The sequence below is a fragment of the Cyanobium sp. L1E-Cus genome (assembly GCF_024345755.1).
Classification (GTDB): domain Bacteria; phylum Cyanobacteriota; class Cyanobacteriia; order PCC-6307; family Cyanobiaceae; genus Cyanobium_A; species Cyanobium_A usitatum.
Genome location: NZ_JAGQBS010000023.1, coordinates 1 through 12,974 on the forward strand (window position 1 = coordinate 1; position 12,974 = coordinate 12,974).

The following is a 12,974-nucleotide window of genomic DNA, read 5'->3' on the forward strand; positions in this document are numbered from 1 at the left end:
TTGGCGTGAGCACGATGGCCTTCAACCTGAACGGTTTCAACTTCAACCAGTCGATCCTCGACGGCCAAGGCCGTGTGGTGAACACCTGGGCAGACGTTCTGAACCGCGCTGGTCTGGGTATGGAAGTAATGCACGAGCGCAATGCTCACAACTTCCCGCTTGACCTTGCTGCTGCTACTGCCACCCCCGTGGCACTGACCGCACCTGCAATCGGTTGATAGTCAACAGCCCAGCTACGGCTGGGACATAACGGAATCCCAAAAGCTCCCTCTCACGAGGGAGCTTTTTTATTGGTTGGGTGGTGGGCAAGTTGTAAATCAGGGCTTACGCCAGATCACAGCAGTGCGCCGGCGGGGATAGAGCTCCCTGCAAAGGGGGCAGATAGTGCCGTCACAACCCCGGGCCGTGCAGAATTCGCGCCCATAAAAAATGATCTGCAGGTGCAAGCGATTCCAGGCTTCTTTAGGAAACAAAGTCTTGAGATCATGCTCCGTTTGCACAACACTCTTGCCACTGCTGAGACCCCAACGCTGCGCCAATCGGTGGATGTGGGTGTCTACGGGGAAGGCGGGCACACCGAAGGCCTGGGCCATCACCACACTTGCGGTTTTGTGACCAACCCCAGGCAGGGCCTCAAGCTGTTCAAAACTGCGGGGCACCATGCCGCCATGGCGCTCAAGCAAGAGCTCGGCAAGGCGTTTGACATTGCGAGCCTTGGTGCGCGCCAGGCCAAGCTGGCGGATATGGGCCAGGATCGTCTCCTCGCTCAGGGCTGCCATCGCAGCAGGGTCCTGGCCAGCTGCAAACAGGGCCGGGGTGACCTCGTTGACCTTCTTATCTGTGCATTGGGCGCTCAGCAGGACCGCCACCAGCAGCGTGAAGGAATCGCTGTGGTCGAGAGGTACAGGGGTTTCGGGGTAGTGCTGCTGCAGCCGCTCCATGATTAGGGCGACACGCTCCTGCCTCTTCAAGATCGCGCTATGCCAAAGGTGAAGCCCAGTTTGTAGGCTCGCCCCAACGCAGGTGGGCCATGGGCAGCAGCTTCGGAGATCTCTTTCGGATCAGCACCTTCGGCGAATCCCATGGCGGCGGGGTTGGCGTAATCATCGACGGCTGTCCGCCGAGATTGGAGCTGGATCTAGCAGCGATTCAGGCCGAACTCGACCGCCGCAAGCCAGGCCAGAGCAAGATCACCACCCCCCGCAAGGAGGATGACCAGGTCGAAATTCTCAGTGGCCTGCTCGATGGCATGACCCTCGGCACACCGATCGCGATGGTGGTGCGCAACAAGGATCAGCGACCGCAGGACTACAGGGAAATGGAAGTGGCCTTCCGTCCCTCCCACGCCGATGCCACCTACCAAGCGAAGTACGGCATACAAGCCCGCAGCGGCGGCGGCCGGGCTTCTGCCCGCGAAACCATCGGCCGAGTAGCTGCCGGGGCTATCGCCAAACAGCTCCTGGCCAAGGCCCACGGCACCGAAGTGATCGCCTGGGTGGAGCGCATCCACAACCTTGAGGCTTCGATCGACCCAGGACAGGTGACCCTGGCGGCCGTGGAAGCAAACATCGTGCGCTGCCCCGACCAAGCCATGGCAGCCCAGATGATCGAGCGCATCGAGGCAATCGGCCGGGAGGGCGATTCCTGCGGCGGCGTGATCACCTGCCTGGTGCGCCAGGCGCCAATGGGCCTTGGCATGCCCGTATTTGACAAACTCGAGGCGGACCTGGCCAAGGCGGTGATGTCGCTGCCGGCCACCAAGGGGTTTGAAATCGGCTCGGGCTTCGCAGGCACCCTGCTCAAGGGCAGCGAGCACAACGATGCCTTCCTACCCACAAGCGATGGCTCCCTGCACACAGCCACCAACAATTCCGGTGGCATCCAGGGGGGCATCAGCAACGGCGAGCAAATCGTGATTCGGGTGGCCTTCAAGCCCACCGCCACGATCCGCAAGGCCCAGCAGACGATCAATGACCGTGGCGAAGCCACCACACTGGAGGCCAAAGGCAGGCACGACCCTTGTGTACTGCCTCGGGCCGTGCCGATGGTGGAGGCGATGGTGGCCTTAGTGCTCGCCGATCACTTGCTACGCCAAAAGGGCCAGTGCGGCCTGTGGTAACTAGGTCCTCAGGCGCTCGACAAGCCTGGCCAACGCCTCCCAATCGGCGGGGTTAACCAGGGATCCACCCAAGGCGACCGCATCAACTCCGGCAGCCAGCCAAGGCTCCACATCAGCAGGGCCAAGTCCACCTGCCGCAATACAAAAGGGCAAGCCATCAGCGCCAGCCAGAGGAGCTGCTAGTCGTTGCCAATAGGAGCGGCCCAGCGCAGCTGCGGGGAAGAGCTTGACGATGGAGCATCCCCACAAACGCGCTAGGTGCACCTCTGATGGAGACATCACACCTGGCACGAACTGCAAACGCAGAGCCATTGCAGCCTCAATCAAGTCACGATCCAGCACCGGTGAAACCGCATAGCCCAGGCCAGCAGCAGCAGCAGCTTTAAGGCCAGCTAAGTCAACTACCGAAGCCGCACCCAAGCGCAAATGCGCGAAGCGCTGACGAAGCTCAATCGCCTGGTCAACCCAACGGGGATGGCTGCTCCAAGCAAGCTCTACATGCTGAACACCCAGCTCCTGCAAACGCTCTAAACAGGGCAGCAGCTCAAGCAGGTCATAAGCACGAAGCACCACCAGCAAAGGCTGGCGGTGCAAAGCGGCTACCAGCGTTGGCGGTTCAGACGTATTCCGCCACCTTCACGTCGCTGCGGATCAGCAGCTCCTGCAGGTCATCAGCGTCGACTGTTTCCTTCTCTACCAACATCTCGGCGAGCTCATCAAGCACCGAACGATTGTCGACGAGAACGCAAGTGGCGCGCTTGTAGGCCACCGCCACTAGGTCGCTCACTTCCTCGTCGATTGCGGCAGCGGTGTCTTCAGAGAAATCACGCTCTGCAGCGATATCGCGACCCAGGAACATGCCCCCCTGGCTGCGACCCAAGGCCACTGGCCCAAGGCGATCGCTCATGCCGAATCTGGTAACCATCTGACGGGCAACGCGGGCTACCTGCTGGAGGTCGTTTGAGGCGCCGGTGGTGACTTCGTCTTCGCCGTAGACGATCTCTTCGGCAACCCGACCACCTAGGGCAACTGCCATCTGGTTCTGCAGATAGGCGCGGGAATAGAGACCCGATTCCATCCGCTCCTCAGAGGGGGTGAAGAAGGTGAGGCCGCCTGCATTACCCCTAGGAATGATCGAAATCTTCTGCACAGGGTCGTAATCGGGCATCAGAGCACCAACCAGGGCGTGGCCAGCTTCGTGATAAGCAACAAGCCGCTTGCGCTTCTCGCTCATCACCCGATCCTTCTTCTCGGGACCAGCCATGACGCGCTCGATGGCGTCATTAACCTCGTCCATCGCAACTTCAGTAAGCTGACGTCGGGCAGCGAGAATCGCGGCCTCGTTTAGGAGGTTTGCCAAGTCAGCGCCGGTGTAGCCAGGGGTGCGGCGAGCAATCTTGTCGAGGTCGACATCCTTCGCCAAGGTTTTGCCTCGGGCGTGGACGCCGAGAATTTGCAGGCGGCCGGCATAGTCGGGACGATCTACAACCACTTGGCGGTCAAAACGACCCGGGCGCATCAAAGCTGCATCCAACACATCTGGGCGGTTTGTTGCAGCCACAATGATGATGCCGGTATTGCCCTCAAAACCGTCCATCTCAGTAAGCAGCTGGTTGAGGGTCTGCTCGCGCTCATCGTTACCACCGCCGAGTCCGGCACCACGCTGGCGGCCTACGGCGTCGATTTCGTCAATGAAGACGATGCAGGGAGCACTTTTCTTGGCCTGCTCGAACAGGTCGCGCACGCGACTGGCGCCCACACCCACAAACATCTCAACGAACTCCGAACCGGAGATGGAGAAGAAGGGAACGCCCGCCTCGCCGGCCACGGCCTTGGCAAGCAGGGTCTTACCGGTGCCCGGAGGGCCCACCAGCAGCACACCCTTGGGGATCTTGGCGCCAACCGCGGTGAAGCGATCTGGGTTCTTGAGAAAGTCAACGACTTCTGTGAGCTCGAGCTTGGCTCCCTCAATGCCGGCCACGTCGCCGAAGGTCACTTGGGTTTGGGGCTCCATTTGAAGCCGCGCCTTGCTCTTACCGAAATTCATCGCCTGATTGCCACCACCACCCTGGGCGCGACGCAACAGGAAAAACAAACCACCAAGGAGCAGTAGCGGGAAAATCAGACTGCCAACGGCCTGCTGCCATGCAGCGGGCTCGCGGCTGGGCTGGACCGCGATATCGACGTTGTGGTCGGTGAGCAGCTTGAGCAGGTCCTTGTCAGGAGCAAGGTTGACGACCGCACGGCGTCCGTCGTTTTCGACCACTTGGGCCGTGCCCCGGTCAGGGGAAATCAGCACCCGGGAAACTTCGTTGTCCTGAACGGCCTCTACGAAGTCGCTGTAGCGGAGGGTGCGCGGCGCATTGGCCGGGTCGGGCCTGTCGAGGAAGGCCGTACCCACGGCGATCATCACGATCACCAAAAGGACATAGAGCCCCGCGTTGCGCCAGCGCTTCTTCAAGAACCTTGCCTCAGCTGAGAAGTCAGTTACGGAATGTTAACCGGCTGCGGCCCGCAGCACTTCAACCACACTACGGAAGGCAAACCACTCTGGGATTTCTTCGCCACCACGAAGCATCTGACGGAATTGGGTGCCGCTGAGCTTGCGGATATGCAGCCCCCTGGCTTCGGCATGTTCAGCGGTCACATAGCCCTCCTCCTCCGTGTAGACGAGGTTGAGCGAGGGCACGGTCTCCATCCCGAGCTCTGCAGCGTTGTCGCGGGCAAAATCTTGGGCTTGGTAGGGGCCGTAGAAGTCTTCGCCGCTGAGGGAGCTTTTGCAGCCGGCCATGTCGCGGCCAATGATGAAGTGGGTGCAGCCGTAGTTCTTGCGGATGATCATGTGCTGCAGAGCCTCCCGCGGGCCGGCCATGTGCATCGAATAAGGCAAGTAGGCCCAGCGAATTCGGGCGTTATTCACCTCAGCCGCCAGCCGCTCGTAGGTCTGGAAGCGCACCTCGCCGGCAATGTCGTCGTCCTGGGTGGGGCCGCAGGTGGGGTGCACCAGCACCACACCCTGCTCACTGACGTTGGCCGCTTCCAATGCCCGGGTAAACAGCTCGTAGTGGGCGCGGTGAATGGGGTTGCGGCACTGGAAAGCCACCACGCTCTGGCCAGCGGGGAGGGTGGAGCGCACTTCAGCGGGCGTTTTACAAGGGAACACCCGGCTGGGCAGCTCCAGGCCCTGAATGCTGCCGCCGAGGTAGATGCGGCCCCGCTCGGTGGCGATCATCTTCACCGCCGGATGCTCAATAGAGGTGGTGCCATAGCAGCCCTGAGCCTCACGCGCCTTATCAGGCTCCCAGCGGCTCTCCACCGTCAGCACGGCCAGCTCCTGACCGCGATAGGTGAGCAGCAGCCGGTCGCCAACAGCAATCGAAGCGTCGTCGGTGTCGAAGACGATCGGCAGGCCAAACAACAGGCCACTGGTAGTGCGGTGGCCCGCCACCACGGCTTCATAGTCCTGCTGATGCATGAAGCCCCGCAGGGGCGAGAACCCTCCCACCACCAGCAACTCAACGTCGCAGGCATTGCGATCGCTGCACTCGATCCTGCAGCTCACCCCAGCGAGCAGCGACTCGCGCTCAGCCGCAGGCACCGCCAAATTCACCAAAGACCCACCGTGAGGCGCGATCAAGCCAGCGGATTCAGCGGCGGTCATGGAGGCCAACTCAGCAAGGGGTGGATTCTCCCAGACCGGGGGAGTCGAGGCTCAAGTGCCAATAAAAAGACCCAAGACACAATAAAAAAGGCCCCCATGGGGCCTTAAAGAGGCAGGCAAGAACTGCGAGCTAGCGCCCAGGGGTCAAATCTGCTCTAGGCGGCCATAGAGCTGGCCGACGATCTTGACATCGACAACCGCCTTGGTGCCCATGTCGGAGTCAGAAGGCTGGATTGCAGTAAACACGCCTGCAAACTCGCCTGTACTGGGATCGACTTTGGTAATTGAGAGGTTCATAGTGCCGGAGCCATCCACATAGCGCTTCACGGTTTCGCCGGTGAACTCATCTCCAGCAGGAACCAGGCCGACAGCGCTGCTGTAGCCAGTTGTTAGGCCCCGACCTTTGGGGTCGAGGAAGTTGCTGGTGCGGTAGCTAGGAGCCCGGTAAGGGCCTTCAAAGTCGGTGCTGGTGGTCAGAGCTGAACCATCAGCCGTGGCCAACAACTCCTTGCTGGAGAAGGTGAAGGGCACTTCCTCACCACCGGGCAGCAGCACTGTGATCGGCTGGAAGTCGATGCCGCCAAGCTCCTTGAAGCTAAGGCCATCGGCAGTAACGGCCAGATCGCCGTAAACCTGATCAAGGCTGGAGGTGAAACGGGTAAGAATTTTGCCGGCAACAAACTGTGCCTCCTGGCGCTTGTTAGCTGGCTCACCCTTCACATACACCTCGGCAGGGTGCATGCAAATTTCTCGGAGCTGGTACTTAGTGGTGGAATCGAGGGAGATCGAGCCGCGGGCCGATTCCGGCAGGGTCGGACAGTCGTTCGCCAAGCCGGTGTTGTGGATGTCTTCGTAGGTGAGATTGGCGCGATCCACGGCCTTGGCGCCACCGCTGCACGCGGTCACCAGGGTCAGGCACAGCGCCAGCACAAGAGCCAGCAGAGGACGAAAACTCATGGGGAAACGCCGCAGAGACGGTGGATGGGAACTGGGCTGTCGCCGATCCTACCGGTGCAAATCTGCTATTCCCCGTACGATGTCGCGGCTCTCAACAACCTGTATGCGAGAGACCGACGCGAGCGCAAAGCAAGACCAGTCATGAGCCTCACCCCATCCCAGCAAGGCCGTCTCACCAACCAGCTGCAGCAATTAAACGAGCTGGCAAGTGAGCTCGAAGGCAAGCCTGAAGACCTGCTGACCCTGCTGCGCCAGCTCGAGCAGCTGCATCGCTCGGTCCAAGACGGTCCATTCCGGGGCAGCCTTCCAGCCGACCGCAGCCAGCTGTTCAGCCTGCTGCAAAGCGTCGAGCGCAGTGGGGGCTGGCCCTACATCCCGAGGTTGCAACTGCGCACCTTCATGGATCTGCTCCAGCACGAAGCTGCTGCAGACGAGACCCTGCCCGCCGAAGAGACTCTGGTGGCTTAGGGCCTCAGGGCGGAAAGCAACTGCTGGGCAATCGCCAGCTTTGAGCCTGGCTCGATGCGTTGCTCACCGCCCTGCCCTCCCAGCAGCCAACCGTGGTTGCTGTTCACGCCAAAGCCCGCATCGGCTTGATCTATCGGGTTCGCGAACAGCAGGTCGCAGCCTTTACGGGCCCACTTGGCACGGGCCTGAGCCAATACATCGCCCGATTGGGCCGCGAAACCCAAAATCCGCTGCCCGGGGTGCCGGCGGCTCACCAGGCCAGCCAAAAGATCGGGCACGCGCTGCCAGCCGGAGGCGAGCTCAACGGAAAGCTCCTCTTTGGTCAGTTTGTGCGGGAGCGGTTGCTGGCGACGGTGGTCGGCCACAGCTGCCGCCATGGCAATGGCATCGGCACAAGGCTGAAGACGCATCAAGGCCCGCTCCATATCGGCCGCCGTCTGGACAGGCACACAAGCCAAGCCCTCCAGCAACTGGGAATCCACGGTCAACGGACCATGCACCAAAGTCACCTCCGCCCCACGCAGCCGGGCTGCCTGGGCTAGCAGCACACCCATCAGCCCGGAGCTGGGGTTTGTGAGGAAGCGGGCCGGATCCAGTGGTTCGCGGGTAGGGCCGGCAGTGACCAAAAGCCGCAAGCCAGCCCAGTCCCGCTGCCAACCCCACAGCTGCAGACACTGCAAGGCCAGTAGGAGCTGTTGCGGCTCTGCCATACGACCGTCCCCCTGCCGGTCGCAGGCCAACAAGCCCGCCGTAGGTCCCAGGGGCAACACCCGCTCAAAGCCCTGCAGCAGCTCCCAGTTGCGGCGCACTCCCGGGGAGATCCACATTGAAGTGTTCATGGCCGCAGCAGCCAGCACCGGCGCCTCGGTTGCCAACAGGGTGCTGGCCAACAGGCTGTCAGCCAACCCATGCACCCAACGACCCAGGCTGGTGGCACTCAAGGGCGCCACCAACACCAACTCAGCCCACTCCGCCAGCTCCACATGCAGCGGCCTGGCAGCGCGATGACTCCACTGATCCGCATCGAGGTTGCAGGGATTGCGGCTGAGGCAGGCAAGGGCAACCGGACTTACCAGTTGGGCCGCCGACGGCGTAACCAGGCAACGCACCTCGGCGCCGCACTGGACCAGGGAGCTCACCACCAGAGGCAGCTTGACCGCAGCGATGCTGCCGCTGATACCCACCAACACGCGGCGACCCGCCAGCGGGTGCACCAAGGGGTCAGCAGCAGCCGCCGAATCAGTCCTCATCAAAGGGTTCCTGGTCCACCAGATGCACGTAGGGCCGAGCCAACTCCGGTTGGTGGATCGCCAGGGCACGCATCAGGTGCCAATCGGCTAAGCCGTCAAAGGCACTGGGGTAGTCGTCTTCCTCCAGTCGACGGGCGAGTTCGGCTATCGAAGCTTCATCGAAAGCGGCGAGCCGTTCGGGGGTGATCGACGCGTTCATGGAAGTTGCTGGGGAGGTGGGTCGGGAATAATGGGCTTGTAGGGACAAGAGAGCCCTAAGCCGGGGAATTAGCTCAGCTGGTAGAGCGCTGCGATCGCACCGCAGAGGTCAGGGGTTCGAGTCCCCTATTCTCCATTACTACTCAAAGAAGTGCTGCTGGTCAGCCCTATGGATTGGCATCAAGACGCCGAAGCCAAACTTAAGGAAGTGCCCTTTTTTGTACGTCCAGCGGTGCGGCGCCGCATCGAATCCATGGCTCAGGAGGCTGGTCTTAGCGCCATCGATGCCCCCTTCTACGAGCAGGCCAAGGCAAGGTTTGGCCAGAAGTGAACCGGCGATGCGGTAAAAGGGTGCATCAGTAGAACACCCATAGATGTCGCAGTCGAAACGCGAACAGGTGGTTAGCCACCTGCGGTACATCCGCCAGGAGCTCCGAGAAATGCACCAGGGTGTCATGGACGACGGCTTACTTCCAGAAGCCGGCGAGGTACGTGGGGTTATGGCCCAGATGGAAGCTCTACTGGAGCTCCTCGAGGGCAAATCTTCACGCAAGAAGGACAGCGACGGCTGAGACCCAGATCGGGAAGCCCCTGGGGGACGTCAAGCCCCTTGGGACGCTCTGGCAAACGTCTGCGGGCAGTTGATCATTGGCCAGCGAGGCGCTTTGGTTGCTCAGTCCCCATCACCCAGCCCGGGCCATTGGCCTCGGGCTTTTTTATTGGAATCCCCTATATGTAGCGCCAAAAGGCTGCGCCCACGCCAGAGATGGTGTAGACAGGCAATGGCAGGGCTCGGGCCGGGTGATGGGGATCGCCGCCTTCAGCACCCCTGCCTCCCCTTTTTGCCCTCGCTGATAACCCTTCAGCCGTGATGGCCTCACCTCCCGGAAGTCGTTATCAACAGACCGGCTTTCAGGAACGAATTGCCCAGGCTCGGGCGGCCCTAGAGAGTTGGGCAGCCAATCCCTGGCGGCGACTAGCGCTGTTGTTGATCGTTTTGCTGATCAGCTTCAGCATTGGCGGAGCCGTCGGCTCGATCACCGGCACCCTGGCCAAGCTCGACCCGGTGGGGGCACTGATCTGCGTGGCCGCCATCGAGCTAGCCATTCGCGCCAGGGGCCCGCTGATACGTCGTGGTGGCGATGCACTCGTGCTGCAATTGCTCGATATGGCACGAATCGGCTTGCTCTACGGCTTGCTGCTTGACGGCTTCAAGTTGCTCTGATGCAACTGCTGCAAAGCTTTTCAAGCCAGCGGTTCTGACGCGGCCAGCAGATAGAGCAAAGCCATGCGCACAGGGATACCATTGCGCACCTGCTCCTCCACCAGTGAAACGGCGGGATCGTCGAGCACATCTCCCGCCAGCTCCACGCCCCGATTCACCGGGCCCGGATGCAGCAGTGGCACGGACGGGCCGCAGGAGGCTAGGCGCGCTCGGGTGATGCCGAATTGCCGGTGATAGGTGTCGAGGCTGGTGAGCAGGTGCTGATGCATGCGCTCCTTCTGAAGTCTCAGAGTCATCACCGCATCGGCCCCCGCCAAGGCCTGCTCCAGGCTGCGCTCAATCCGCACCGGGCCCCGCGCCGCCACCGGATCGGCCGCCTGGCCTGGCGGTGGTGACGCCACAAAGTCGGCGAAGGCGGCGGGCAGCAAGGTGGGCGGGCCGCAGAGCACCACCTCGGCGCCGCAGGCGGTGAGGGCCCAGAGGTTGGAGCGGGCCACGCGGGAGTGGAGCACATCGCCCACGATCACAATGCGCTTGCCCCTCAGGGCCGCGGGCGTGGGGGCTTCAGGGGCGAAGTGGCGCGCCAGGGTGAACAAATCCAGCAATCCCTGGCTGGGGTGGCTATGCAGGCCATCGCCGGCATTCAGCACCGCGACCCGCTCACCGGCATGGTCGAGCTCGGCCGCCAGGCTCTGGGGCACCCCGGCGCAGCGATGGCGCACCACCAGAACATTGGCGCCCATGGCCACGTAGGTGCGCGCCGTATCGAGCAGGCTCTCGCCCTTGCTGAGGGAGCTGGAGGAGGGAGAAAAACTCTGCACATCGGCAGAGAGCCGCTTTGCCGCCAGCTCAAAACTGCTGCGAGTGCGGGTGCTTGGTTCAAAGAAAAGGCTGGTCATCAACCGCCCCTGCAGGGCGGGCAACTTGCGGGCTCCAGCCACCGGCAGGGCCCGGAAACGCTGGGCCAGCGTGAGCACGGTGGTGAAATCATCCAGCGAAAAGGCCGCCAGATCCAGCACGTGGCGGTGGCTCCAGCTGCTCAAGGGGTGCGGCGACTCACAGGACCACGGTAGGGCCAGCCGAGGGACACCACAGCACCTATTCTTACCAAGTAATACCTATCCAAACTAGGCCTCGCCATGGCTGAATCCAGCGGTTGCGCCGTGACCAGCAAAGGGCAGGTGACGATTCCCAAGATGATGCGGCAGCAGCTGGGCTTGCACAGGGGCAGCCGTGTTTGTTTTGAATTGGTGGGCGATCACCTGGAGGTGAGGCCGGCGCGACCAGCAAGCAGCCCCACAGCCAGCGGCTTTGGCCTGCTGAAAACGACCATCCCAGCCGTGCCAAGCGACTTCGATCCGGCCATGCTGTTGCAGCCGTGATCGGCCTGGATACCAATGTGCTGGCCCGCTACTTCATCGACGAAGCCGGTGCCGATGACGCCACCGTCAAGCAGAGAGAAGCCGCACGCACCTTGCTCGAATCGGGCCAGGCCCTGTTTATGCCCAAAACCGTGGCTCTGGAATTGGAGTGGGTGCTACGGGGGTATTACCGATTCAGCCGGGATCAGGTTGGGCTTGTCTTTGACGCACTGCTGAACCTGCCAACCCTCCAGCTCGAAGACCGCGCCGCAATCGAACAGGCCTTGGCAGGGCTGCGCGCCGGGCTTGATTTCGCCGATGCGCTGCACCATGCCAGCTGCCGCGCCTGCACGGCCATCGCCTCTTTCGATCAGCGCAGCTTCGCCAATCCTGCACGCGCGCTGAATCTGCAACCGAGGGTGATCACACCCCGCTGATCCTTCCAGCCTCCTGCCCTGAAAGCTGCCGATCCCCCCTGACCCGCCTGCTGACGCTGCGGCTAGCCCGCCAATACCAGCGCCAGGGCAGGTCCTTGCCCTGGCTGATGCCGATGCGACTGGTTTGAACCAGATCGGCGGCGCCCAAAGCAGCCAGCTCTGGCGGCCGCGGGGCGAACCATATCCCCCGATCGGGATGCACCAGCTGGGCGTCGTGGGAGCGATTGATGCCAAAGCAGCGTGCCAATAGGGCGGGACCCGCCGCCAGCCGCTCCGGCTCACCAGAAATGGCCGCGGCGCGCAGCAGCACCCCATTTGCCCAGTCGGCTCTCCCTGTCACCACGTTGACGCAGTGGTTGATGCCATAGCTCACATACACGTAAAACCGCCCAGGCTCCCCAAACAGGGTTTCGTTGCTGGGGGAGCGGCGGCGATAGCCGTGGCAGGCGGGCTCGCTCTGGCAATACGCCTCCGTTTCCACCACCACGCCCCACAGCAGCTCGCCTGAGGCTTGGCGTTTCACCAGCAGGCAGCCGATCAGCTCAGGGGCAACCTGCTCGGCGGGGCGGGCGAAGAAGGATTGGGGGAGGTGCTGGGAGGGAGTGGTGGCTATGGGAGTGGCTTTGGGAGATCGGGCTTTCATAGATTGGTGCAAAGGAGGTGGAATGGCGTGGGCAAACCCAAGCGGAGTGGCAGTGGGTTCTCAGCCGCCAAGCCAGCAGCAGCACCCAAGCAGCAGGTCGTCAAGGGCTCTACGGATCACGCCGCGAAGGAACAGCAGGCTGTTGCACTGATCAACCAGGGCAAGCTTCAAGACGCAGAAGCGTTATACAGAGACCTGATTGCAGCAGGAACGAAAAATCACATTGTCTATGGAAATCTGGCGGCGATCTGCGGGATGCAGGGGAGATTTGACGAGCTCATAGAACTTCTCAAGAAAGCTCTTCAGCTCAAGCCCAACTACCCAGACGCTCACAACAACCTGGGCACTGCTCTCAAGGAGCAGGGTGACCTAACAGCTGCCATTGCCTCCTACAACACTGCTCTTCAGCTCAAGCCCAACTACCCAGACGCTCACAACAACCTGGGCATTGCTCTCAAGGAGCAGGGTGACCTAACCGCTGCCATTGCCTCCTACAACACTGCTCTTCAGCTCAACCCCAACTACCCAGAAGCTCACTACAACCTGGGCAATGCTCTCCAGGAGCAGGGTGACCTAACCGCTGCCATTGCCTCCTACAACACTGCTCTTCAGCTCAAGCCCAACTACCCAGACGCTCACAACAACCTGGGCAATG

At 61.9% G+C, this 12,974-nt stretch carries 17 protein-coding genes, 1 tRNA gene and 1 pseudogene; 10 read left to right on the top strand and 9 right to left on the bottom strand.

What is annotated here, in order from left to right; all coding sequences use genetic code 11:
• Positions 1-218: pseudogene (locus tag KBZ22_RS13650) on the top strand (photosystem II q(b) protein); the annotation flags it as partial.
• Positions 219-317: 99 nt separating this feature from the next.
• Here the strand turns inward: KBZ22_RS13650 and nth are convergent.
• Positions 318-971 (bottom strand): endonuclease III, encoded by a 654-nt coding sequence (gene nth / locus KBZ22_RS13655; protein ID WP_254961872.1) that lies wholly within the window; start codon positions 969-971, stop codon positions 318-320.
• Between the two features lie 59 nt (positions 972-1,030).
• On the opposite strand from nth, the gene aroC reads away from it, so the two are divergent.
• Positions 1,031-2,119, top strand: coding sequence for a chorismate synthase (gene aroC / locus KBZ22_RS13660; RefSeq protein WP_255022386.1), 1,089 nt, complete (start codon positions 1,031-1,033; stop codon positions 2,117-2,119).
• Here the strand turns inward: aroC and KBZ22_RS13665 are convergent, their stop codons facing one another.
• The 4 genes from KBZ22_RS13665 to psbO form a co-directional block, all read right to left on the bottom strand.
• On the bottom strand, positions 2,120-2,713 hold the full coding sequence (locus KBZ22_RS13665; RefSeq protein WP_255022387.1) for a bifunctional 4-hydroxy-2-oxoglutarate aldolase/2-dehydro-3-deoxy-phosphogluconate aldolase: 594 nt from the start codon (positions 2,711-2,713) through the stop codon (positions 2,120-2,122).
• Between the two features lie 22 nt (positions 2,714-2,735).
• A complete protein-coding gene (ftsH3, locus tag KBZ22_RS13670) occupies positions 2,736-4,580 on the bottom strand; it encodes an ATP-dependent zinc metalloprotease FtsH3 (protein WP_254935102.1) in 1,845 nt (614 codons plus the stop codon).
• A gap of 36 nt (positions 4,581-4,616) precedes the next feature.
• The gene (sat, locus tag KBZ22_RS13675; RefSeq protein WP_254942788.1) at positions 4,617-5,780 is read right to left on the bottom strand and encodes a sulfate adenylyltransferase; all 1,164 of its coding nucleotides are present in this window, start codon (positions 5,778-5,780) and stop codon (positions 4,617-4,619) included.
• 144 nt (positions 5,781-5,924) lie between these two features.
• The gene (psbO, locus tag KBZ22_RS13680; protein WP_255022388.1) at positions 5,925-6,737 is read right to left on the bottom strand and encodes a photosystem II manganese-stabilizing polypeptide; all 813 of its coding nucleotides are present in this window, start codon (positions 6,735-6,737) and stop codon (positions 5,925-5,927) included.
• 141 nt (positions 6,738-6,878) lie between these two features.
• Here psbO and KBZ22_RS13685 point away from each other — a divergent pair, with 141 nt between their 5' ends.
• Positions 6,879-7,205 (top strand): hypothetical protein, encoded by a 327-nt coding sequence (locus tag KBZ22_RS13685; protein WP_254942786.1) that lies wholly within the window; start codon positions 6,879-6,881, stop codon positions 7,203-7,205.
• On the opposite strand, the gene coaBC is transcribed toward KBZ22_RS13685, so the two are convergent.
• Both coaBC and KBZ22_RS13695 read right to left on the bottom strand, forming a co-directional pair.
• The gene (gene coaBC, locus KBZ22_RS13690) at positions 7,202-8,455 is read right to left on the bottom strand and encodes a bifunctional phosphopantothenoylcysteine decarboxylase/phosphopantothenate--cysteine ligase CoaBC (protein WP_255022389.1); all 1,254 of its coding nucleotides are present in this window, start codon (positions 8,453-8,455) and stop codon (positions 7,202-7,204) included. The genes KBZ22_RS13685 and coaBC overlap by 4 nt on opposite strands.
• Positions 8,445-8,654: a DUF2555 domain-containing protein gene (locus tag KBZ22_RS13695; RefSeq protein WP_106632313.1), complete on the bottom strand. Its 210-nt coding sequence runs from the start codon at positions 8,652-8,654 to the stop codon at positions 8,445-8,447. The genes coaBC and KBZ22_RS13695 overlap by 11 nt, the downstream gene beginning before the upstream one ends.
• A 62-nt stretch (positions 8,655-8,716) precedes the next feature.
• On the opposite strand from KBZ22_RS13695, the gene KBZ22_RS13700 reads away from it, so the two are divergent.
• The 4 genes from KBZ22_RS13700 to KBZ22_RS13715 all read left to right on the top strand — a co-directional run bounded on the left by KBZ22_RS13700 (position 8,717) and on the right by KBZ22_RS13715 (position 9,878).
• Positions 8,717-8,789, top strand: a tRNA-Ala gene (locus KBZ22_RS13700).
• Positions 8,790-8,822: 33 nt separating this feature from the next.
• Positions 8,823-8,984, top strand: coding sequence for a PCP reductase family protein (locus tag KBZ22_RS13705; protein WP_255022390.1), 162 nt, complete (start codon positions 8,823-8,825; stop codon positions 8,982-8,984).
• Positions 8,985-9,027: 43 nt separating this feature from the next.
• Positions 9,028-9,225, top strand: coding sequence for a hypothetical protein (locus KBZ22_RS13710; RefSeq protein WP_094559179.1), 198 nt, complete (start codon positions 9,028-9,030; stop codon positions 9,223-9,225).
• A gap of 299 nt (positions 9,226-9,524) precedes the next feature.
• Complete coding sequence (locus KBZ22_RS13715) at positions 9,525-9,878, top strand: DUF565 domain-containing protein (protein WP_255022391.1); 354 nt, start codon at positions 9,525-9,527, stop codon at positions 9,876-9,878.
• A 20-nt stretch (positions 9,879-9,898) separates the two neighbouring features.
• On the opposite strand, the gene KBZ22_RS13720 is transcribed toward KBZ22_RS13715, so the two are convergent.
• Positions 9,899-10,921: an aspartate carbamoyltransferase catalytic subunit gene (locus KBZ22_RS13720; protein ID WP_255022392.1), complete on the bottom strand. Its 1,023-nt coding sequence runs from the start codon at positions 10,919-10,921 to the stop codon at positions 9,899-9,901.
• Positions 10,922-11,017: 96 nt separating this feature from the next.
• On the opposite strand from KBZ22_RS13720, the gene KBZ22_RS13725 reads away from it, so the two are divergent.
• Both KBZ22_RS13725 and KBZ22_RS13730 read left to right on the top strand, forming a co-directional pair.
• Positions 11,018-11,260 carry an AbrB/MazE/SpoVT family DNA-binding domain-containing protein gene (locus KBZ22_RS13725; RefSeq protein WP_254942781.1) on the top strand — a complete coding sequence of 81 codons (243 nt, stop codon included), beginning with the start codon at positions 11,018-11,020 and terminating at the stop codon, positions 11,258-11,260.
• Positions 11,257-11,676 (top strand): type II toxin-antitoxin system VapC family toxin, encoded by a 420-nt coding sequence (locus KBZ22_RS13730; RefSeq protein ID WP_255022393.1) that lies wholly within the window; start codon positions 11,257-11,259, stop codon positions 11,674-11,676. The genes KBZ22_RS13725 and KBZ22_RS13730 overlap by 4 nt, the downstream gene beginning before the upstream one ends.
• Here KBZ22_RS13730 and KBZ22_RS13735 read toward each other — a convergent pair.
• Positions 11,663-12,319: a DNA-3-methyladenine glycosylase gene (locus KBZ22_RS13735; protein ID WP_255022394.1), complete on the bottom strand. Its 657-nt coding sequence runs from the start codon at positions 12,317-12,319 to the stop codon at positions 11,663-11,665. The genes KBZ22_RS13730 and KBZ22_RS13735 overlap by 14 nt on opposite strands.
• Positions 12,320-12,346: 27 nt before the next feature.
• Here KBZ22_RS13735 and KBZ22_RS13740 point away from each other — a divergent pair.
• Positions 12,347-12,974 (top strand): tetratricopeptide repeat protein (locus KBZ22_RS13740; RefSeq protein WP_255022395.1); only part of this gene is annotated, 628 nt, incomplete at its 3' end.

Excerpts from the sequence above, each read along its gene's own strand:
- KBZ22_RS13685 (WP_254942786.1), top strand. The coding sequence starts at position 6,879 with ATGAGCCTCACCCCATCCCAGCAAGGCCGTCTCACCAACCAGCTGCAG.
- KBZ22_RS13715 (WP_255022391.1), top strand. The coding sequence starts at position 9,525 with ATGGCCTCACCTCCCGGAAGTCGTTATCAACAGACCGGCTTTCAGGAA.
- KBZ22_RS13705 (WP_255022390.1), top strand. The coding sequence starts at position 8,823 with ATGGATTGGCATCAAGACGCCGAAGCCAAACTTAAGGAAGTGCCCTTT.
- coaBC (WP_255022389.1), bottom strand. The coding sequence starts at position 8,455 with ATGAGGACTGATTCGGCGGCTGCTGCTGACCCCTTGGTGCACCCGCTG.
- psbO (WP_255022388.1), bottom strand. The coding sequence starts at position 6,737 with ATGAGTTTTCGTCCTCTGCTGGCTCTTGTGCTGGCGCTGTGCCTGACC.
- KBZ22_RS13695 (WP_106632313.1), bottom strand. The coding sequence starts at position 8,654 with ATGAACGCGTCGATCACCCCCGAACGGCTCGCCGCTTTCGATGAAGCT.
- KBZ22_RS13725 (WP_254942781.1), top strand. The coding sequence starts at position 11,018 with ATGGCTGAATCCAGCGGTTGCGCCGTGACCAGCAAAGGGCAGGTGACG.
- sat (WP_254942788.1), bottom strand. The coding sequence starts at position 5,780 with ATGACCGCCGCTGAATCCGCTGGCTTGATCGCGCCTCACGGTGGGTCT.
- aroC (WP_255022386.1), top strand. The coding sequence starts at position 1,031 with ATGGGCAGCAGCTTCGGAGATCTCTTTCGGATCAGCACCTTCGGCGAA.
- KBZ22_RS13735 (WP_255022394.1), bottom strand. The coding sequence starts at position 12,319 with ATGAAAGCCCGATCTCCCAAAGCCACTCCCATAGCCACCACTCCCTCC.
- KBZ22_RS13710 (WP_094559179.1), top strand. The coding sequence starts at position 9,028 with ATGTCGCAGTCGAAACGCGAACAGGTGGTTAGCCACCTGCGGTACATC.